Raw genomic sequence first — 22,089 nt, 5'->3', positions numbered from 1 at the left:
CAAAAAAAGAGACTGTACCTGTTATGCAGGACAGCCTCTATTCAAGTTTAATTCACGATTACATGTGTTTAGCTAGTAAATCTGCTAAAGCTTCTTTCGGGTGGAAGCCAACTGTTTTATCTACTGGTTTACCATCTTTGAAAACAAGTAGTGTTGGGATTGACATGATGCCAAATTGAGCAGCTGTCTCTTGGTTTTGGTCTACGTCCACTTTTACGATTGTTGCTTTACCATCTAAGTCTGCATCTAGTTCTTCAAGAACTGGCGCAATCATTTTACAAGGTCCGCACCAAGTAGCCCAAAAGTCTACTAGTACTACACCTTCTGCTACGTCTTGTTGGAATGATTCGTCTGTTGAATATACAATTGCCATAATTTATTTCCTCCTCTTATATAAACGATATGTTTGAATTATAGCATGGAACGACTTGAATTCGTATAAATATGCCTACATAATCGTCTCTTACTTCATTTTCATACAAAAATCTTGTATTTTATATTTCAAATCCATGATTTTATTTTATTATATTAAAAAAAGAGTTAACTTGCCAATCTTTCTGCTTCACTTTTGACAAAAGAAAACTGTTCCTCTGAAATTCAAAGGAACAGTTCTTTTTATTATACGCTCGCTTTTAATGCTTTTACTTCTTCAATTAATAGCGGCATCACTTCAAATAAGTCACCAACAATACCGTAGTCTGCTACTTTGAAAATATTCGCTTCTGGATCTTTATTAATCGCTACAATAATTTTCGAGTTCGACATACCAGCTAAATGTTGGATGGCACCTGAAATACCAACTGCGATATATAAGTCAGGTGTTACAACTTTACCTGTTTGACCGATTTGTAATGAGTAATCGCAATATTCTGCGTCACATGCACCACGTGATGCACCAACTGCACCGCCAAGTAAGTTTGCTAACTCTTTTAGAGGAGCAAAACCTTCTTCGCTTTTCACACCACGACCACCTGATACGATGACTTTTGCTTCTGATAAATCTACACCATCTGTTGCTTTACGAATTACGTTTTCAACAACTGTACGTAAATTTGTAATATCTACTGATAATGTATCGACTGTACCTGTTTTGCCTGCTTCTGCTTCAAGTGGTTCAATGTTATTTGGACGAACCGTTACGAATAACGGCTCGCTTGCTGCTTCCACTTTTTCAAAAGCTTTACCCGAGTAAATTGGACGAATGAACTGCGCATCGTCGCCTTCTCCTTCAATTGACGTTACATCCGAAATCAAGCCTGTTTGTAAACGACTTGCCACTTTTGGAGATAAGTCTTTACCAAGAGCTGTATGACCTAACACAATTGCTTCTGGCTTTTCTTGGTCTACAACTGCAAGTAGTGCCTGACTGTAACCATCTGCTGTATAGAAATTCAAGTGTGGATGTTCCACTAAAACAACGCGATCTGCGCCGTACTCGAATAATGAATTGGCTAAACCTGAAACATCTTGACCAAATAGCGCTACTACTACTTCGCCACCATCTGAAATTTTCTTCGCTGCGCTAATTGCTTCAAATGAAACATTACGTAATGCGCCTTCACGTGCTTCTGCTAATACAACTACTTTTTTAGACATATGTTCTTCCTCCAATCAATTTTTCATCGTTTGTTAAATGACTTTTGCTTCTGAACGTAATAACGAAATTAATTCTCTCGCTTGGTCACGAATCTCACCTTCGAGAACTCGACCAGCTTGTTTTTCTGGTGCTAAGAATACCTCTACAGTTTTGATTTTTGGTTCTACATCGTCTTCATCTAAATCTAAATCATCTAATTCTAATTCTTCTAAAGGTTTCTTTTTCGCCTTCATAATACCTGGTAATGAAGGGTAGCGTGGTTCGTTTAGTCCTTGTTGTGCTGTTACAAGAAGTGGTAGAGATGTTGTAATCTCTTCTGAGTCACCTTCTACATCACGCACAATTTTCACGTCACGTCCATTTAATTCAAAACCTGTAATTGTTGTTACATAGTTAATATCTAATAATTCTGCTAGACGTGGTCCGATTTGACCTGAGCCACCGTCAATTGCAACATTTCCTGCGAAGATTAAATCAACATCTTGCTCTTTTAAGTGAGCTGCTAAGATTGTTGCGACAGAGAATTGATCTAAGTCTTCTACATCTTCTTCTGCGTTGATGAGTACTGCTTGATCTGCACCCATCGCTAATGCTGTACGAAGTTGTTTTTCAGATTCGTCATTACCAACCGTAATAACTGTTACTGTCCCACCTTCGCTATCGCGCACTTTAATCGCTTCTTCAATCGCATACTCATCATACGGGTTGATGATGAATTCTGCGCCGTCTTCTTGAATTGCGCCACCTGAGATGACGATTTTTTCCTCGGTATCAAAAGTTCTTTTCACTAATACATAGATGTTCATAATGTAAACCTCCTAAATAGTATTATTTTCCTTTAAATACTGCTTGACGTTTCTCAACAAAGGCTGTGATTCCTTCTTTCGCATCCTCTGTTGCAAATACGCGACCAAATGCTTGTGCTTCTTCATCAATTCCAGTGTAAAAACGATCTGTTTTTGAGAAGTTCAGCATATCTATTGTAGCTTTCAAAGAGATTGGACTTTTTAGTGCGATCTTTTTCGCAATGTCGAGTGTTTTACCCAACAGTTCCTCTTCTTCAAATGCCGCATTGGCTAAGCCCCAGTTTACAGCTTCCTCTCCTAAGATTGGATCACTTGTAAACATCATTTCAGCAGCTTTCGCTGAGCCAACATACCGCGGAAGTCGCTGTGTTCCTCCGAAGCCAGGAATTAGTCCCAATGAGAGCTCAGGTAATCCAAGCTTTGCCGTTTTAGAAACATAGCGAAGATGACAGCTCATCGCCAATTCTAAACCGCCTCCTAAAGCTGCGCCATGAATCGAAGCGATGACAGGTTTTTCGAACGTTTCAAGACGTTCAAAAATAGATTGTGCTTCAGAAACATGTGCTGTGATATTTGGAACGGATAGAAATTCCTTAATATCTGCGCCGGCTGAGAAGAATCTTCCCTCGCCATGGATTACAACAACTCTCGTTGAATGGTTTTTCTCAATTTGATCAAGTGCTTCTGCAATCTCTTTTACAAGTTGTTGACTCATTGCATTTGCTGGTGGTCTTACGATTGTAACGATTGCGACACCGTCTTCATTGTTTAGCTTTAGAAATTCCATGTTCTTACCCCTTTTCGTATATGTTGTTATAGAAATATAGGTAAGTGGAAAAACTTACCTATATTCATTTTAACCTTTAATACCATTTAATAACAATTGATATACTTTTGGTGCTTGTGCAGTTAAGTCGAATTTGTGATCTTTCATAACCCATGATGTCGTCACTTCATCAACTGTTCCAAAAATCAATTGTCGTGCTAAGCGAAGATCCATATTGGCATCAAACTCGCCAGCTTTTACCCCTTCTTCTAAAATGGTATCCAGTTGTTCAAGATATTCTTTTAATACGGCGTTGATTTTTAGGCGAATATCACGATTCGATTGTCGTAATTCTAATTGTGTGACACGCGCTAAATATTTATCATTCGACAACACGCGGAAATGGTTCGTAATCATAAATTCGAGCTTTTCAGCCGCTGTCGTATTTTCTTGATTAACTTCTTGCAAGCTTTCAATAAATACAGCCATCTTTTCTCGGAACACCGAGATTAAAATATCTTCTTTGTTTTTAAAGTATAAATAGATTGTGCCATCTGCTACACCAGCTTGTTTTGCAATTTTAGATACTTGCGCTTGATGATAGCCATTATCTGCAATTACAATAACTGCGGCATCAATAATTTGCTTATACTTCGGTTTTTCTCTTTTCATACAAATCACACCACTTTTCCAAACAATAATGAATGGTTATTCATTCATAGTGTTATGATATTATTCATTGAAAATAATGTCAAGCATTCTCTGTCATTATGCCTGTTCTTGTCGTGATTGTTGCTGTTTTTCTTTTTCTTCATCAATTAAAGCGCGACGTAAAATTTTACCAACTGCTGTTTTTGGTAGCTCTGCTCTAAATTCGTAAATGCGCGGCACTTTATACGCAGCTAAGTTCTCACGGCAGAATTTATTCAAATCTGCTTCTGTTGTTGTCGCACCTTCACGCAATACGATATATGCTTTAACCGTCTCACCTCGATATGGATCTGGAACGCCGGCTGCTACACACTCTACTACATCTGGATGTTCATACAATACTTCCTCGACTTCACGCGGATAAATATTATAACCACCTGCAATAATCACATCTTTTTTACGGTCTACTACATAGAAAAAACCGTCATCATCCATATAACCAAGGTCGCCTGTTTTTAGCCACCCATCTTCTAATGTCATCGCATTTTCTTCTGGACGATTCCAATATCCCTTCATAACTTGTGGACCTTTTACAACGAGTTCACCGATTTCGCCGTTCGCTCTTGGACGTTCGATTGACCCATCAACAATCATGGCATCTGTATCTGGCCATGGAATACCGATTGAATTTTTCTGACGAATGTTCTCGAATAAGAGATTAGCATGTGTAACAGGTGATGATTCTGTTAAACCATAACCTTCGACTAATTTACCACCTGTCAATTCTTCAAACTGTTCTTGTACTTCTGCTGGTAGCGGAGCCGAACCACTAATACATGCTTTAATAGAAGAAAGATCATATTTTTTGATTTGCGGATGATTAATTAAGCCAATATAAATTGTTGGTGCGCCTGGGAATAATGTCGGACGCTGCTTTTGAATCGTCTTTAAAATCATCTCTGCATTAAACTTCGGTAATAGCACCATCTTGCCACCTTGCATGACTGTATACAGTAGAACGGTTGTCATACCATATACATGGAAAATTGGCAAAATTCCTAAAATAACAGGAGGTTCACTTTGGGCATTCGGTTCTGTTAACCATTCGGCACACATTCGTGTATTCGCAATGAGGTTTTTATGTGTCAGCATAACTCCTTTTGGAAAACCTGTCGTACCGCCTGTGTACTGAAGCAATGCTAAATCTTCTTCAAAATTAAAATCAATCGTTGGTTCAATCGCTTGTGACGTTTTTAAAATCTCCATAAACTGATGGCTAACTCCACTATGGGCAACGTGGACTTGCACACCTTGTTCTTTTTTCTGCACGTACGGATATAACAAATTTTTAGGGAATGGTAAGTAATCTTTAATACTTGTAATAATGACATTTTCAAGTGCCGTATTTTTAAATACTTTCATAATACGTGGATATAAAATATCTAAGCTAACAATTACTTTTGCACCTGAATCTTTTAGCTGATACTCAATTTCTCGCTCTGTGTATAACGGATTCGTCATGACAACTGTTGCACCGGCATAAAGTGCGCCGTAATAAGAGATGACCGTTTGGGGTGTATTCGGGAGCATAAGCGCGATTCGGTCTCCTTTTTCAATACCTAATTGTTGTAAGTATTGGGCAAACTTTAGTGCAGATTCATGTAACTCTTTGTACTTAATGTCTTTTCCCATAAAGTGAATAGCAATTTTTTCAGGGGTGTTCCTTGCGGCATTTGTTAAAAACTGTTGTAACGGAATTTCTTCATAATCCAAATTTGCACGAATATAATTTGGATAATGCTTCAACCAAACCTTCTCAGTCATTTCAATCCACTCCTTATAAAATTTGTTAAATATTACTTCTTATTATATAGAAGTTTGTGAACGCTTTCAAATGATGAATAAGAAAAAAATGCATTTTTCCAACAAAAACGAAACAAAACATACAAAGTTTTCACATTTTCCTATATACCAACACTTTAACACAAATGAATGACTATTCATAGAAAATGTTCAGAAAAATTCTATTTCATTATAAATAATTGTCTTTCATGTTCTTTTTACACTCGAATACGCTATGTTATTTATGAAAAAATAAAAAAACCAGCGTGATTTTTACATCACACTGATTTTCATTAAGAAATACTCGCACCGATGACAAAAGATAAACCGATGGAGATAGCAAAGGAAATAAAGCCAACTGAACGATTATCTTTTGCGATCTCTTCATCAATTTTAAATGAAGGTGTTAAAAACTCATATAATAAATAAGCAATAATTAAGAGAATAAAGCCGAATAGTCCCCACCCAAGCATTTCTGGGAGTGAATTATTCTTCTCAATCGAGTAGCGAAAAATATTGCAAATCCCTAAGATTTTACCTCCTGTTGCAAAAGCAACAGCCATATTACCATTTTTAATCTCTTGCCAATTTTTATAGCGTGTAACAGCTTCGAAAATAGCCATTGACACAATTAAACAAAGGACAACCACACTATAATATCCTGTCATAATAACAGCAGGATGTTGCCAAAACGCATCCATGAACGAAAACCTCCGTCCTTCTATCTATTTTAATTCGGCGATTGTAACACCGAACCCACCCTCGCTCGCTTCACCGAAATGATATGATTTTACACGTGGATGACGTTTTAATAAATCTTGTACACCTTTTCGTAATGCTCCGGTTCCTTTACCATGAATGATGGATACGCGATGATAGTTCGATAACAAGGCATCATCAATATATTTTTCTGTACGATATAGCGCATCTTCATAGCGCTCACCACGTAAATCAAGCTCTAATTTCACAGCTTCACGTCCACGTACATTCGTTACGTTAACAGACTCTTTTACTTTTTCAGGCTTGATGTATTCTAAATCTGCTTCATCTAGCTTCATTTTTAAAATACCCATCTGTACAACCCATTCATGATCCGATGCTTTTTCAATTAATACACCTTTTTGACCATAAGTTGTTACTTTGACTTCATCACCTTTTTGCAGTTGCTGTGCACGTTCTTGAATTTGACGTTGCTTTTTCAACACTTTATTTTCTGCTGGTGCAGCATCTTCTAAACGTTTACGCGCTTCAATAATTTCATGTTCTTTTACAACTTTATGTGCATTCATCTGCATTTTGTGTAACTCATCAATTACAGATTCTGCTTCACGTTTTGCTTCTTCTACAATTTTCTTCGCCTTTTCTTTTGCTTTTGCTTCTAATTGTTCTTTTAGCTCATCGTATTCTTTTAAGCGTGCATCTAAGTCTGCTTGTAAAATACGTGCTTCCTCTAATAGTCGCGCACTTTCTTCCGCATCTTTTTCAGATTTCAAACGAGATTCTTCTAATGAAGCAATCATCGATTCAACTTCATGTGTCTCTGTTCCTGTGTAAGAACGTGATGTTTCGATGATGTGTTCAGGTAGACCTAGTCGTTTCGAAATTTCAAAGGCATTTGAACGTCCAGGTACACCGATTAATAAGCGATATGTTGGACTTAATGTTTCGACATCAAACTCCACACTTGCATTAACGACAGCTGGACGATTAAATCCATAAGCTTTTAATTCCGGATAATGTGTTGTTGCCATAACGCGCGCACCACGTCCATGTACTTCATCTAAAATTGAAATAGCAAGTGCGGCACCTTCTTGTGGATCTGTTCCTGCACCTAATTCATCAAATAGGACAAGTGAATTCTCATCAAACTTTTGTAGAATATCTACGATGTTTACCATATGACTTGAGAATGTCGATAAACTTTGTTCGATTGACTGCTCGTCACCAATGTCTGCAAATAATTGATCAAATACGGCTAACTCTGAACCATCTAATGCAGGTACTGGAATACCTGATTGCGCCATCAATGTACATAGACCGACTGTTTTTAAAGTAACCGTCTTACCACCGGTATTTGGTCCTGTAATCACGATTGCTGTAAATTCGCGACCAAATTCAATATTATTGGCAACTGCAATATCACGATCAAGTAGCGGGTGTCTCGCTGCAGTTAATTTAATATAGCCGTCTGCATTCATTGTTGGTTTTGAACATTTATTCGCTTGTCCATATTTAGCTTTTGCTAAAATGACATCGATTTGACCTAGTACTTGTACCATGACGAATAATTCATGCGCCACTTCTTGTACCATACCTGATAGTACACCTAAAATACGCTCGATTTCTGCTTTTTCTTTCACTTTTAAACTATGAATTTCGTTATTCGCTTGCACGACTGAATCAGGTTCAATGTAAAGTGTTTGACCAGATGAAGATTGGTCATGCACAACACCACCATAGTGGCTACGATATTCAGCTTTTACAGGAATTACAAAGCGGTCATTACGAATCGTAATAATCGAATCTGATAACATTTTTGCAGCATTCGTGCCACGCGTTAAACTCGCTAAACGTTCACGTACACGTCCTTCTTGCATACGTAATTGCTGACGAATTGTACGAAGTGCTGAACTCGCTGAATCTGTCACATGAGCATTATCATCAATACAGCTATTAATCTCATGTTGTAGTCCTGTTAAAATCGGAAGTTGTTCCTTTTTCTCTTCAAAATAAGGAATCTCTAAGTCTTCGTCTATCATTATTTCTTCGATGAATTCTCTAAAAATACGACTAGCACGAATAGTTGACGAGATCTCCATCAATTCTGATGGACTAAGTACACCGCCAATTTGTGCACGTCTCGCGCTTGGACGAATATCAAAAATGCCACCAAGTGGTACATTCGAGCGAAGACGTAAAATGGCAAGTCCCTCGTCCATTTCATCTAATAAACGATTTACTTCTTCTAAAGTTGTTTCTGGTTTTAATTGTTCAATCGTTGATTTACCAATTGAATTCGTACAGTAATTAGCAACCTGTTCAATAATTTTTTCATATTCTAGTGTTTTCAATGCGCGTTCTGCAATCATTCAAAACACCTCCTCATTTATTCGTTAAAAACTCCATAAAGCGCTCAAATGACCATGTATTCACAATTAAATCTTTATGAAGCCATGCTTTTTGCGCATATTTTGTACCGATCTCCATATAACGTAACTGTTCAATAGCATGTGCATCTGTATTAATCGCAACTTTCACACCTGCTTTTGCAGCCATTTCTAAATGTTCGATACATAAGTCCAGTCGATACGGATTGGCATTCAGCTCTAAAATCTTACCGTATTCTTTTGCCCATGCAATCAATTGTTCCATATCTGGATTATATCCATCACGCTGATGAATAACCCGTCCTGTTGGATGGGCAATCATGTCAACATGTGGATTTTTCATCGCCGTATGCAATCGTTCCATAATTTGTTCTTGTGGTTGACTAAAACTTGAATGAATCGACGCAATAACAAAATCTAAATTCGCCAGTACATCATCTGAAAAATCAAGTGTGCCATCTGGTAAAATATCCATCTCTGTACCGCGTAATAAGTGAAAGCCTTCTACTTGTTTATTAAAAGTGAAGATTTCTTCTTGTTGTTGTAGCAGTCGTTCTGGTGTTAAACCATTCGCTACTTTTAAATATTGCGAGTGGTCGGTAATCACACCATGCGTATATCCCTTCTCGATTAAAGCTCGTCCCATTTCTTCGACTGTATGCGCACCGTCTGACCATGTCGTATGCATATGCAAATCTGCGCGAACATCTTCTATTGTAACAAGCTTTGGTATATCCGTATAGCTTTCAAACTCACGTTTTCCTTCACGTAAAGTCGGTGGAATGAAAGGTAAATCAAAGTGTGCGAAAAATTCTGTTTCGGTTTGGAAAGTTTGCATCGTACCATCTGCTAATTCCACACCATATTCACTAATTTTTTCACCGCGTTCTTTTGCGATTTGGCGCATGCGCACATTATGATCTTTAGAACCTGTAAAGTGGTGAAGTGCTGTTGCATACTGTTCAGGTTCTACAATGCGAAAATCGACATTCGGTGCATCTTCACCTGTTAAAACAACGGATATTTTTGTATCGCCAGCTGCAATTACTTCTGCTGCTTCTACTTGCGCTAAAATAGCTTCTTTTACAGCAGTCGGTTCATTTGTCGCAATCATATAATCTACATCTTTACTCGATTCTTTGATTCGTCGATAACTACCTGCCACTGAGAACGTATCGATTTCTTCAATTGAAGCAAGAATCGCATCTAACTTCGGCACGATTGTTTCTAATTGCCAAAGCGGATGACTTTCTGAACGCTTACCCAACTTTTCAAGTTCAGTGAGAATTTTTTCTTCGGTCTTTTTAGCAAAACCAGCAAGTTGCTGTACACGCCCTTCTTCACAAGCTGCTTTTAACGATTCAGCTGAATCAATGCCGAGTTCAGCGTATAATTTTGCAATTTTCTTACCGCCGAGTCCTGGGATTTTTAATAAAGGTGGCAGTCCTACAGGTACTTCTTGTTGTAATTGCTTCAACTCAGATGACTCGCCAGTTTCAAGCAATTCCGTAATAACGGAAGCCGTTCCTTTACCAATTCCTTTTAAAGCTGTTACGTCATCTATTTCTTCCATACTGCGCGGATCGTTTTCAAGTGCTGCACCTGCTTTACGATAGGCAGAAATTCGAAAGGCATTTGCGCCTTGTAACTCTAAATAGGTAGCAATCTTTTCTAGTACTTTGATAACTTCTTTTTTATTCATGTTCTTCAAACTCCTTCTGAAAAAAAGAGCTACTCACGAAAAACGGAGCAGCTCTCTTTGATTAGGTTGGTGGTATGTAATTACTGTAAATACACGAACCACATCTTTTGGAACATCGATGATAAAATCGGTGTAAATTCCAATATGACTTTCGTTAAAATTGAGCTTTCTACATATTTTTGAATCGAATCGATTGGTAGTAATGCTAACACATATAAAATGATGAATAACATAATATAGCATTGTACAAAACCAAGTAATGAACCGAGGAAGCGATTGAATACGCCGAGTACTGGTACATCCTTTAAGAAATCAAAAATTGAGAATAAGATGCTTAATACAATTTTAATAACAAAGAAAATAATAGCAAATGCAAGCAATTGATAGAATGTTAAATTCAAATCAAGTGCGTCATTGGCAAACTTCAGTGCCGTATTTTCCGTAACTGCTGGATATGGAACCCATAGTACGATTTTCTCTGCAAAAGGCTTATAATAAATATAAGCCACGATTAGCGCAACTAGTAGACCGACCAAGTTCAACAACTGCGTGATGAACCCTTTTTTATAGCCGGATACAAGTGCTGCTATAAATAATATAATGATAAGTAGGTCAATCATTCACTTCATCCTTTTGTTTATTCAGTTCCGCCTCTAAGGCTTCATATTTTTGTTGCAGCTTCATTAAATCATTTACTGCGTTGGCAGCAGTAAGTACAGCGAGTTGGGTACTGCTAAGCACAGGGTTTGCAAGTTTGATCTCTCGCATACGCTCATCTACTGTGGCAGCGACAGCACGCATATGAGCAGTTGACTCTGGTCCAACCATATTGTATGTTTGACCATATATTTCAATGGCAATGCGATTTTTCGGACAATCTCCCAACAGTATCCCTCCCTTAAAAATCTCATTCTCATCATACCATGAAATCATTCATTCTGTGAATAATGATACAACGAAAGGTGTTAAAAATATGTCTAATATTGTCATTCAACTAACAAAAGAAGCACAACAGAAAGTTCACGCGCATTACACACCCTATAAAGTCGAGCGTAATGCACCTGGGGTTGTATTTGCAGCAAAAGCAAATGGAGTCTCGATCACGTCTTATCGCTCTGGAAAAGTTATGTTCCAGGGTGGACGTGCGGCAGAAGAAGCGCAACAGTTCGGTATACCAAACCCATCAAAGAATGTGACGTCATCGAAGGGCGATACGTTGCCTGAAGATTTTGCATCAAAGTCTGTCATCGGTTCAGATGAAACAGGTACGGGTGATTACTTTGGCCCGATTACAGTTGCAGCTGTCTATGTTCCTGCTCATCAAATTGAACTGGTAAAAGAACTTGGCGTGAAAGATTCAAAAATGCTAACAGATGACTTCATGCGAAAGATTGCACCTGATTTGATTAAGACACTTACGTACTCACTACTCATCTTACACAATCCAAAGTATAATGAAGTGCAAGCGAAGGGCTGGTCTCAAGGGAAAATTAAAGCCGTTCTTCACAATCAGGCACTCAAAAAAGTCTTAGCTAAAATTGCACCTGAAAAACCTGAAGCCATCTTAATTGACCAATTTGCTGAGCGTAATACGTATTATAATCATTTGAAAAACGAAAAGGAAATCGTACGCGAAAATGTGTTATTTGCTACGAAGGCTGAACAACTTCATCTCTCTGTAGCTGCCGCTTCGATTATTGCACGCTATGCTTTTTTACGTGAGATGGACCGTCTATCAAAAGAAGTCGGTGTGACTTTACCAAAAGGAGCTAGTGCAAAGGTCGATGAAGTTGCTGCGCAAATTTTATTGACGCAAGGTGAGGACGCACTTTATGAAGTGACGAAATGGCACTTTGCGAACACGACGAAAGCTTCTCGAATCGCTTCTAAAAAACGTCTCATTTAATCAATACAACAAAAAGGAGGAATTCCCCCATAATGGAATTCCTCCTTTTCTTATGCTCGATTGATTATTCGCCTTTTACTGGTTCGTCAGCAGTTAATTCTACTTTTTCGATACCATCTTTTGCTAAGTAATCAATTGTCCAGTTTTTAACGCGTTTGTTCACAGGAATGATTTCCGTACGGAAGTACATTGGAACTGTTGCTGCGTTATCTGACATGAATTCTTGCCACTTACTGAATGCTTCTGCACGGTATTTTGGATCTAAAGCTTCTGGTGAATCGATGTCTAATAATAATTTTTCAAGTTCGGGTGAAGTATAACGGCTATAGTTGAACTGAGCTGCTTTTGAGTAAAGACCGATTGGTGATGGGTTTGTACCTGTACCCCATGCTGCCATATACATATCGATATCTTTATCGTCTGCTTTTACTTTTTCATAGAATGAGTTGAACTCAATTAGACGACCTGTTGATAATTCTACTTTTAGACCAACATCTTTCCAGTTTTGGATGTAGAATTGTACAATTTTATCATCTTTATCTGATCCAGCCATACCTGCTAACTTAATTGTAAGTGGTTTACCGTCTTTATCTTCACGGTAACCGTCGTTGTTTGTATCTTTATAACCTGCTGCGTCTAATAATTCTTCAGCCTTTTTCTTGTCGTATTTGTAGCCTTTTAATGAATCATCATAGAATGACGAGAATACTGGTGGAATTAAAGAGTTAGCACGTGTACGTAAACCATCATAATATACATCTGCTACTTCTTCGATATTCATTGCGTAAGCAATTGCTTGACGTAATTGTTTATCGTTCATTTTTGCATTTTCATCTACTACAACTTCTGATTTTTTAGAATCCCATTTACCTAGTTTGAAACCTAAGTAAGAGTAAGCTAATTCTGGACGACCTAAAATTTCAATGTTTTTGAAGTCTTTGATTGAAGCGTAATCATTTGCTGGGTAGTTTGGTACTGAAACATCGTATTTACCTGCTTTTAATGCTGCTGCCATTGAAGCTGAAGGAACAACTTCGATAACTACTTTGTCTAATTTTGGTTGACCTTTGTAGTAGTTTTTGTTCGCTACTAATTCTACTGATTCGCCTTTAACGATTTTGTTAATAACGAATGCACCTAATGTTACAGGGTTTTTACGTACTGCGTCTGATTTTTGTAAATCTTTTACAGCGATTTTTTCTAACTGATGTTTTGGAGCTGCGTAACCCCATAAACCGTCACCGCCAGAGTAGATTGCTGGTGAGATCTTTTTGAATGAGATTTCAGCTGTGTAATCATCAATCTTTTTAATACCTGAGATGTCTTTTGCTTTACCGTCATGGTATTCTTTTGCGCCTACGATATTTTGGAAGTCTGTATCGTAACGTACACCTGTGTAGTCTTTATCGCCGATGATATAGTAAGGATAGATAACATCATCAATTGTAAATGGTTGATCATCTGACCATTTAACGTCTTTTTTGATTGTAATTGTTGCTTTTTTAGCATCTGTATCTACATCTAATTTTGCAAGACCATCATTATCGATTAAGAAGTCTTCTTTTGTTGTGAAAATTGAGTTTGAAGTATAGCTTAAGATTTCTGCATCATATGCATCTTCATATACTTCGTAAAGGAATAAACCTTTGAATGGTGCATCTGATTGTAATGCTACTTTTAATGTACCACCCTTAATTGATTCGTCTTTATTCGTCGTTTGTAACGGGAATTTTGACGTATCTACTTTTTCTTTTTGGTTACTTTTTTCGCCGCTCTTGTCGCCGCCGCCACATGCTGCTAATACAAGCATGATCGCCGCAAGAACTGTTAGTAATAGCCAATTCTTTTTGTTCATTTCATTTCCTCCCCTTTTTTAACCTAATCTTTGTTTTGAATCTGCTGCTCGACGTAAAGCTTGTCCAACATAATTTATTGCCAGCATCAATACGAGAATGAGTATTGACGCGGGTAACCATACCCACCAATTGTTTTCAAGAACAACTGGGTTACTTGCAGCCCCTACCAATGTCCCTAAACTCGGTACATTTGGCGGTAGACCAAATCCTAAATACGTAAGACCTGTTTCAATGCCGACATTTCCGGCAAAGTTCAGTGTCAGCTCAACAATTAGTAATGAGCTAATGTTTGGCAAAATACCTTTTAACATAATGGCAAAATTGCCTGTCCCCATCGTTTTAGAGGCACTTACATAATCACGTTTCCCCTCGGAGAGCACTTTACTTCGAATTAACCTCGCTGTTCCTACCCACAAGAATGCGCTCATGATGAGTACAAATGTGGTGACATTATATTTTGGAACAATCGTTACGAACACGATGATGATCATCAATGTTGGTAATGTCATGTAGAAGTCCATAATACGCATGATGATGGCATCAACGATTCCGCCAAAGTATCCAGCGGCTAAACCAATACCAACACCAAGTACACCTGTAATTAACGTAATCGCAATGGCAATCGTTAACGAGTTACGTGTACCGAGAATTAACTGACCTAGGATGTCACTACCACCCTGATCTGCCCCTAGAATGAAACCATTCGTTCCCGGTTGTGCAAATTCATCATATAGACTAATTTGCATTAATTCTTCTCGGTCAATCGTGAATGCCCAAACGAATGTGACAACGATAATACCGACTAATACGATGAGTGAAGTCATCGCTAATTTATCTTTTTTAAACTCACGCCATACAACCTTTAATCCAGTTGCGGGCGTTCCTTCATCTTGTTGTAAGAGTGTTTTTTCTTCAATTTGTTGCATCTTTCTCACCTCTTTATTTTCGATTATGTCCTAATCAATACGGATTCGTGGATCAACGATACTCATTACAATGTCGGAAATTAAACTACCTAGTAAAGATAGGAATCCGAATAATAGTACGAGCGCTGTAATAACAGAATAGTCACGCTGCCCTAATGATTGAATGAATAGTTGCCCCATTCCTGGATAACCGAAAATTGTTTCGATAAAGATGGAACCACCAAGTAAACCTGTAATTGTAAAACCAATGAATGCTGCAATTGGTAATAATGAATTACGGAAAATGTGTTTTGAATAAATGACCTTCATCGGTACACCTTTACTTCGCGCTGTTTTTACATAATCTTGTGTTTTTGCATCGATTACTTCTGAGCGTAAGTATTGAATGATTGTTGTTGTACCTAATAAAGCGAATGTAATACCTGGTAAGATAAGATGATAAATTTTATTCCATACATAATCCCATGTGCCAGGGTCATATTTCACATCGACCGTTCCACTAGTTGGGAACCAATCGAGTTTATAACCAAATAAGAATAAGAAAATTAAGCCAAGTACAAATGTCGGAATCGCATATGTAATGAAGCTATATAATACTGTTCCTTTATCAAACCAAGTACCTTGATAACGACCTGCATAAATTCCAAGTGGAATCGCGATTAAATATAAAAGAATGACACTGAATAGTGATAACCAAAGTGTATTTAATGCACGTTCTCCGATTAGGCTAGATACGCTATCTTTGAATGCATAGCTTGTTCCAAAGTCCCCTTGAAGTGCATTCGTAATCCAATTCCAATACTGTACATACCATGGATCATTCCAGCCTGCTAACTCACGTAATTCTTCGATACGGTTCGGGTCTGTTTCAGGTGTTACAAGACCTGTTAATGGATCGCCCGGCATCAATTTAGCTAACCAGAAAATGATTAAACTTAATACAATTAGTTGAGGAATCATAATTAAGATTCGTCTGACGATGGTTTTCCACATACTATTGTGCCTCCTTCTCAGCTGCTGACATCGCTACTTTATGCGTAGCTGAAATGACTTGAAGTGGGTAAACCTTTCCGTCTGCATCATAGTACTTTTGAGCATTTTCACGGTAAGCTTGTTCCACTGCACGACGCTCCATTTTTCGTTCAAAGCGTGTCTCAGGTTCGATTGTTGGAATTGCAGATAATAAACGGTTCGTGTAAACATGTTTTGAATGTTTATAAATATCTTCTTTCGTTCCCTGTTCAACAAAACGTCCTTTATACATGATAGAGATATGATCACACATATGGCGAACAACACCTAAGTCATGCGAGATGAATAGATAACTTAACCCATATTCAGTTTGAATATCTTTCATAAAGTTCAGAACTTGTGCTTGTACTGATAAGTCAAGCGCTGATACAGGTTCATCGGCAATAATCATCTTCGGCTTACACGCTACTGCACGCGCAATTCCTAGACGCTGCTTTTGACCACCAGAGAATTCATGTGGATATTTTAATAAAGCTTCTTCTGACATCCCAACGATTTCAAGCAGCTCAATCATATGGCGCTTTTCTTCTGTTGGTGATAGATTCATAAAGTTACGAATCGGCTCTGCTAATACATCTTGTACACGTTTTCTAGGATTCATCGCTGACGTTGAATCTTGGAAAATCATTTGAATATCACGTGTGAATGCACTATTACGTGTACGACGTTTATTCGTTACATCTTCACCTTCATAAATCACTTGACCTGATGTAATTTTTTCGAGTCCAATAATTGCTTTTCCTGTTGTCGACTTCCCTGAACCTGATTCTCCGACTAAACCATAAGTTTTGCCTTTTTCAAATTCCATCGATACACCATCTACTGCATAGACATGGTCTACTACTGTATTAAAGAAGCCACCTCGAATTGGATAATGTACATGTAAATCTTTAATTTGTATGAAGCTCATGATTTAGTCCTCCTTCCTCATGTTCAAAATGGAAGTCTTTCCAGCACGTACAACGTACAAAATGTTCTGGACTGATTTCGTGTAGTGATGGATTGTCCTCATGTTTAGAAGGATCAATCCAAGGAATACGTGGTGCAAAACGACAACCCGTTCTTGGCATTTTCGTTAATGTTGGAACCATTCCATGGATAACTTCTAATCGATCTTGGTCGTGATCCACTTGTGGAATTGAATTTAATAATGAACGTGTATATGGGTGCTTTGGATGGCTGAACAGCTCTTCAACAGATGCGAGTTCAATAATTTGTCCAGCATACATAACTGCTACACGATCAGCCACTTCAGCTACTACACCTAAATCATGTGTAATCAAAATAATTCCCGAATTCGTTTCTTCTTGTAAGTCATTTAATAAATCTAAAATCTGTGCTTGAATCGTTACATCTAAAGCAGTTGTTGGTTCATCCGCAATCATAATTTTCGGTTTGCATGCAATCGCAATCGCAATGACAACACGCTGTCTCATCCCACCTGACAATTGATGTGGATATTGTCTTGCAACACGTTCTGGATGACTAATACCTACTTGATCTAATAATTCTAAAACACGTTTTTGACGTTCTTGTTCACTTAATTTTGTATGGTATTTTAATGTTTCGGCAATCTGATCGCCAATACGCATGAGTGGATTAAGGGCTGCAAGTGGGTCTTGGAAAATGAAGCCAATGTCATTTCCTCGAATTTTATTCAGTTGGTCTTCTTTTAATGTCGCTAGGTTCTGATCGTTGTATAAAATCTGACCATCTACTTTTGTATTGTTTGCCACATGTAAACCAACAATAGAAGTGGCTAACGTACTTTTACCACAACCTGACTCCCCTACAATTGCTAACACTTCATTCTCACGTAGTGTTAAATTGATATCTTCAATTGCTGCATAATACTGATCTTTGATTCGGAAACTTGTATGTAAGTTTTCAATTTTTAGTAATTCTTTTGATGTATTCAAAATATTGCCCCTTTCCAATCTAGCTCGAATATTCTAACTATTCAAAGCGTATGATTCTTTTTATACATACGATGTATAAATTTCGAATACCGAAACAATTAGACTTTTAAAATAAATTCCCTTATGCAATTCATGCATAAATTCCGATTATCGGAATTTTCTTAAAGGGAAATATGTTTTATTTGTCTTAATATAACACAATTTTTAATTTTTTGTCTATTTTTTGTAAAAAATTTTTAAAATATTCTTAAAAACGAGAAAATTGAGTTTACTTTTATGTAAATCCATTTCCTATATTTTGCATTATAGCATAGCAATAACATATAACATATACTTTTTTCCAAAAAAAGAAGAAGAAAACCACACAAAATAGAATTTTGTGTGGTTTAACGAGCATTTTAAATTATCGAACCTCTACATTCGCTTGTTCTTTTAACGCTGCCATTACTTCATCATGCACTGCTACGACTTCTTCATCCGTTAATGTTTTCTCTGGATTAAAGTACGTTAATGTAAATGCAAGTGACTTTTTGCCTTCTGGCATGTTTGCACCTTCATATAAATCGAATACATGTACTGATTTTAATAATGTACCACCAGCTTCACGAATAATTGCTTCAATTGTTCCTGCCTCTAATGTACGATCTACAACTAATGCAATATCACGTGAGATGGATGGGAAGCGTGGAATTGGTTGACAAACTAAAGGTTCCACTTCTGCTCCAGCTAATTGTTTAAAGTTTAGCTCTGCTACATATGTCTCTTTTAAGCCAAGTGCTTTTTGTTCTTTCGGGTGTAATTGTCCGAAGAAACCTACTACTTCACCATCTAATACGATTGATGCAGTACGACCTGGGTGCATACCTTCTTGTTTTGAAGTTACGTACTGAATACGCGCAGATAGACCTAATTTTTCAAGTAACCCTTCGATTACACCTTTTAACACGAAGAAGTCTACTTGCTTATGTTCGCCTTGCCATGCGTTTTCAAGCCATTTACCTGTCATAACGATTGATAGATGTTCTTCTTCATTTGGTAAGCCATCTTCGCCTTTACCTAGGAATACAGAACCAATTTCGTATAATGCGACTAATGGAATTTGACGTGATACATTATGCACTGCTGCCTCGATTAAATGTGGTAATAAACTTTGGCGTAATGTACTATGTGCCTCACTCATTGGCATCATAAGACGTGTTGTTTCTTCTGTTTTTAATGCGTATTTTTGCGCTAATTCATCTGATGTTAATGAGTATGTTAACGCTTGGAATAAACCACTGCCTTCTAAATGATGACGTGTTACGCGACGTTTTTCTTGATATGGTGTTAAGCCACCTACTGATGTTTCTGCTACAGGAATTGTTTTTGGAATCTCGTCGTAACCATACATACGCGCGATTTCTTCTACGATATCTTCTTCAATTTTAATATCTTGACGACGTGTTGGCGCATCTACGATTAATAAACCGTTCGCTGTTTCTACATCAAAACGTAGACGTTTTAAAATCGATACCATCTCATTTAATGAGATTTTCATACCTAGACGTGAGTTGATGAAGTCAGGTGACACAGCTACGCGAGCTGAAGTTTTATCTAATTCATCTACAAGTACTGTTCCTTCTAATACTGTTCCACCAGCGATTTCAGCCATTAACTGCGCTGCACGTTCTGCTGCTGGTAATACGCGGTTCGGGTCAATCCCTTTTTCAAAGCGCGCACTCGCATCACTACGTAAGCCTAAATCTTTTGATGTGTAACGAACAGATAACCCTTCAAAGTAAGCCGATTCAATCACAACGGTTGTTGTCTTATCTGTTACTTCTGAATCGAATCCACCCATAACACCTGCTACTGCAACTGGCTCTTCACCATTTGTAATTACAAGGTTCGAAGCTTTTAATGTGCGGTCTTTTCCGTCTAGTGTTTTAATGTTTTCGCCTTCTGTCGCTAAACGAACAACGATTTCACCTGTTTTTAGTGCATCGTAATCGAATGCATGAAGCGGTTGACCATATTCCATTAAAATATAGTTTGTAATATCAACTACGTTATTTAATGGACGAACGCCTACAGCCATTAATGCTTGTTGTAACCATAATGGTGATTCCGCAATTTTTACATTCTCCACAACTTTCGCTGCATATAGTGGATTTTGTTCTAATGCTTCTACACGTACATTTAATACGTCTGCTGCTTTTTTCGTTGTTGCTTCATACTTGATTTCAGGTAGGTGAATTTCACGATCTAGAATTGCCGCTACTTCATAAGCTACACCTAACATACTCATGGCATCTGAACGGTTTGGTGTAAGACCTAATTCTAATACCACATCATCTAAACCTAATACTTCAACTGCATCTGAACCTACTGGTGTATCTGATGGTAATACGTAAATACCTTCAGCATATGCTTTTGGTACAACTTTACCTTCGATACCTAGTTCTTGAAGTGAACAAATCATACCGTTTGATACTTGTCCACGTAATTTAGCTTTTTTAATTTTTCCGCCTGGTAAATGTGCGCCTGGGCGTGCAACAATGACTTTTTGTCCTACCGCTACATTCGGTGCACCACAAACGATTTGTGAATATTCTTCTTCGCCAAAATCAACTTGGCAAATATTTAATTTATCTGCTTCTGGGTGTTTTTCTTTTTCTTTTACTTCTCCAACCATTAGCTTTTTAAGACCAGCTGATAAGTCGATGATGCCATCTACTTCAATCCCTGCTCGTGTAATTTTTTCTGCTAATTCTGCTGGTTCAAAACCTGAAATGTCAACATACTGTGCTAACCATTTTAATGATACATACATGCGTTATTCCTCCTAATCTTCTGCTCTTTGGAATTGTTCTAAGAAACGAACGTCATTCGTATAGAAATCACGAATATCTTCTACACCGTAACGTAACATCGCAATACGTTCTTGTCCCATACCAAATGCAAAGCCTGTTACTTTTTTAGGATCATATCCTGCCATTTCAAGTACGTTCGGGTGAACCATACCTGCACCTAGAATTTCAATCCAACCTGTGTTTTTACATACATTACATCCTGAACCGCCACATTTGAAGCATGAGATATCCATCTCAACTGATGGCTCTGTGAACGGGAAATAGCTTGGACGTAAACGAATTTCGCGTTCGTCACCGAACATCTTCTTCGCAAATACATCTAATGTTCCTTTTAAATCACTCATACGAATGTTCTCACCGATCACTAAACCTTCAATTTGATTGAATTGGTGTGAATGTGTTGCATCATCGTTATCGCGACGGAATACTTTACCTGGGCAAATAATACGGATTGAAGAACCTTTTTTCTCTTCCATCGTACGCGCTTGTACAGGTGATGTATGTGTACGCATTAAGATTTCTTCTGAAATATAGAATGTATCTTGCATATCACGCGCTGGGTGACCTTTTGGTAAGTTTAATGCTTCAAAATTGTAGTAATCTTTTTCTACTTCTGGACCTTCTACTACTTCATAGCCCATACCGATGAATAAGTTTTCGATTTCTTCTGTTACACGTGTTAATGGATGTGCATTCCCTACTTTAATTGTGCGACCTGGTAGTGTTACATCAATTGTTTCTTGAGCTAATTGTGCTTCCACTGCTTTTTCTTCTAATTCAACCATACGTGCTTCTAATACTTCTTGTACTTCGCCACGTACTTCATTCACAAGAGCCCCCATTTTTGGGCGTTCTTCGGCAGGAAGTTTACCCATGCCTTTTAATAAATCTGTAATTGGACCTTTTTTACCTAAATAAGCAACACGTACATCATTTAATTCTTTTGTATTTGTTGCTGCTTGAATACGATCCAATGCTTCTTGTTTTAACTGTGTTAATTGTGCAGCCATTTCCATCGTAAAATTCCTCCTTTTATTGGATGATCAACCTGTTGTAAGCATAAAAAAATCGCCCCTTAAAAAAGGGACGAGGATTATATCGCGTTACCACCCTAGTTATTGCATACG

Annotated in this window: 19 protein-coding genes; 1 reads left to right on the top strand and 18 read right to left on the bottom strand. The window is 37.7% G+C overall.

Annotated elements, in window-relative coordinates:
• Window positions 1-58 precede the first annotated feature (58 nt).
• The 11 genes from trxA to zapA form a co-directional block, all read right to left on the bottom strand.
• A complete protein-coding gene (trxA, locus tag ASO14_RS04630) occupies window positions 59-373 on the bottom strand; it encodes a thioredoxin (protein WP_068452072.1) in 315 nt (104 codons plus the stop codon).
• Between the two features lie 245 nt (window positions 374-618).
• Window positions 619-1,596 carry an electron transfer flavoprotein subunit alpha/FixB family protein gene (locus tag ASO14_RS04625; protein WP_068452069.1) on the bottom strand — a complete coding sequence of 326 codons (978 nt, stop codon included), beginning with the start codon at window positions 1,594-1,596 and terminating at the stop codon, window positions 619-621.
• Window positions 1,597-1,629: 33 nt separating this feature from the next.
• Window positions 1,630-2,403 (bottom strand): electron transfer flavoprotein subunit beta/FixA family protein, encoded by a 774-nt coding sequence (locus ASO14_RS04620; protein WP_068452066.1) that lies wholly within the window; start codon window positions 2,401-2,403, stop codon window positions 1,630-1,632.
• 22 nt (window positions 2,404-2,425) lie between these two features.
• Window positions 2,426-3,190, bottom strand: a complete 765-nt coding sequence (locus ASO14_RS04615) for an enoyl-CoA hydratase (protein ID WP_068452063.1) — start codon at window positions 3,188-3,190, stop codon at window positions 2,426-2,428.
• A gap of 69 nt (window positions 3,191-3,259) precedes the next feature.
• The gene (locus ASO14_RS04610; protein ID WP_068452060.1) at window positions 3,260-3,841 is read right to left on the bottom strand and encodes a fatty acid metabolism transcriptional regulator FadR; all 582 of its coding nucleotides are present in this window, start codon (window positions 3,839-3,841) and stop codon (window positions 3,260-3,262) included.
• 96 nt (window positions 3,842-3,937) lie between these two features.
• Window positions 3,938-5,644 carry a long-chain-fatty-acid--CoA ligase gene (locus ASO14_RS04605; protein ID WP_068452057.1) on the bottom strand — a complete coding sequence of 569 codons (1,707 nt, stop codon included), beginning with the start codon at window positions 5,642-5,644 and terminating at the stop codon, window positions 3,938-3,940.
• 311 nt (window positions 5,645-5,955) lie between these two features.
• Complete coding sequence (locus ASO14_RS04600; protein WP_068452054.1) at window positions 5,956-6,363, bottom strand: DUF350 domain-containing protein; 408 nt, start codon at window positions 6,361-6,363, stop codon at window positions 5,956-5,958.
• A gap of 24 nt (window positions 6,364-6,387) precedes the next feature.
• On the bottom strand, window positions 6,388-8,751 hold the full coding sequence (locus ASO14_RS04595) for an endonuclease MutS2 (protein WP_068452051.1): 2,364 nt from the start codon (window positions 8,749-8,751) through the stop codon (window positions 6,388-6,390).
• A gap of 13 nt (window positions 8,752-8,764) precedes the next feature.
• Window positions 8,765-10,471 (bottom strand): DNA polymerase/3'-5' exonuclease PolX, encoded by a 1,707-nt coding sequence (gene polX / locus ASO14_RS04590; RefSeq protein WP_068452048.1) that lies wholly within the window; start codon window positions 10,469-10,471, stop codon window positions 8,765-8,767.
• 80 nt (window positions 10,472-10,551) lie between these two features.
• Window positions 10,552-11,091, bottom strand: coding sequence for a CvpA family protein (locus ASO14_RS04585; protein ID WP_068452046.1), 540 nt, complete (start codon window positions 11,089-11,091; stop codon window positions 10,552-10,554).
• On the bottom strand, window positions 11,084-11,356 hold the full coding sequence (gene zapA / locus ASO14_RS04580) for a cell division protein ZapA (protein ID WP_068452044.1): 273 nt from the start codon (window positions 11,354-11,356) through the stop codon (window positions 11,084-11,086). Before zapA ends, ASO14_RS04585 begins: the two co-directional genes overlap by 8 nt.
• A gap of 88 nt (window positions 11,357-11,444) precedes the next feature.
• Between zapA and rnhC the strand changes: the two genes are divergently transcribed.
• Entirely contained in the window at window positions 11,445-12,377 is a 933-nt protein-coding gene (gene rnhC, locus ASO14_RS04575; protein WP_068452041.1) for a ribonuclease HIII, read from the top strand.
• A 64-nt stretch (window positions 12,378-12,441) separates the two neighbouring features.
• On the opposite strand, the gene ASO14_RS04570 is transcribed toward rnhC, so the two are convergent.
• The 7 genes from ASO14_RS04570 to pheS form a co-directional block, all read right to left on the bottom strand.
• Window positions 12,442-14,232: an oligopeptide ABC transporter substrate-binding protein gene (locus ASO14_RS04570; protein WP_068452038.1), complete on the bottom strand. Its 1,791-nt coding sequence runs from the start codon at window positions 14,230-14,232 to the stop codon at window positions 12,442-12,444.
• Window positions 14,233-14,250: 18 nt separating this feature from the next.
• Window positions 14,251-15,159, bottom strand: coding sequence for an ABC transporter permease (locus tag ASO14_RS04565; RefSeq protein WP_082701379.1), 909 nt, complete (start codon window positions 15,157-15,159; stop codon window positions 14,251-14,253).
• Between the two features lie 30 nt (window positions 15,160-15,189).
• Window positions 15,190-16,152: an oligopeptide ABC transporter permease gene (gene opp4B, locus ASO14_RS04560; protein ID WP_068452035.1), complete on the bottom strand. Its 963-nt coding sequence runs from the start codon at window positions 16,150-16,152 to the stop codon at window positions 15,190-15,192.
• A 1-nt stretch (window position 16,153) separates the two neighbouring features.
• The gene (locus tag ASO14_RS04555) at window positions 16,154-17,101 is read right to left on the bottom strand and encodes an ATP-binding cassette domain-containing protein (protein WP_068452032.1); all 948 of its coding nucleotides are present in this window, start codon (window positions 17,099-17,101) and stop codon (window positions 16,154-16,156) included.
• Window positions 17,082-18,110 (bottom strand): ABC transporter ATP-binding protein, encoded by a 1,029-nt coding sequence (locus ASO14_RS04550; RefSeq protein WP_068452030.1) that lies wholly within the window; start codon window positions 18,108-18,110, stop codon window positions 17,082-17,084. The genes ASO14_RS04555 and ASO14_RS04550 overlap by 20 nt, the downstream gene beginning before the upstream one ends.
• 403 nt (window positions 18,111-18,513) lie before the next feature.
• Window positions 18,514-20,922: a phenylalanine--tRNA ligase subunit beta gene (gene pheT, locus ASO14_RS04545; RefSeq protein WP_068452027.1), complete on the bottom strand. Its 2,409-nt coding sequence runs from the start codon at window positions 20,920-20,922 to the stop codon at window positions 18,514-18,516.
• A 12-nt stretch (window positions 20,923-20,934) separates the two neighbouring features.
• Entirely contained in the window at window positions 20,935-21,972 is a 1,038-nt protein-coding gene (gene pheS / locus ASO14_RS04540; protein ID WP_068457291.1) for a phenylalanine--tRNA ligase subunit alpha, read from the bottom strand.
• Window positions 21,973-22,089: the final 117 nt, after the last annotated feature.

Source organism: Kurthia sp. 11kri321, from assembly GCF_001534765.1.
GTDB classification, from domain to species: Bacteria; Bacillota; Bacilli; order Bacillales_A; family Planococcaceae; genus Kurthia; species Kurthia gibsonii.
The sequence above is the reverse complement of the archived record's forward strand: the minus strand, read 5'-3'. Positions and strand labels throughout refer to the sequence as shown.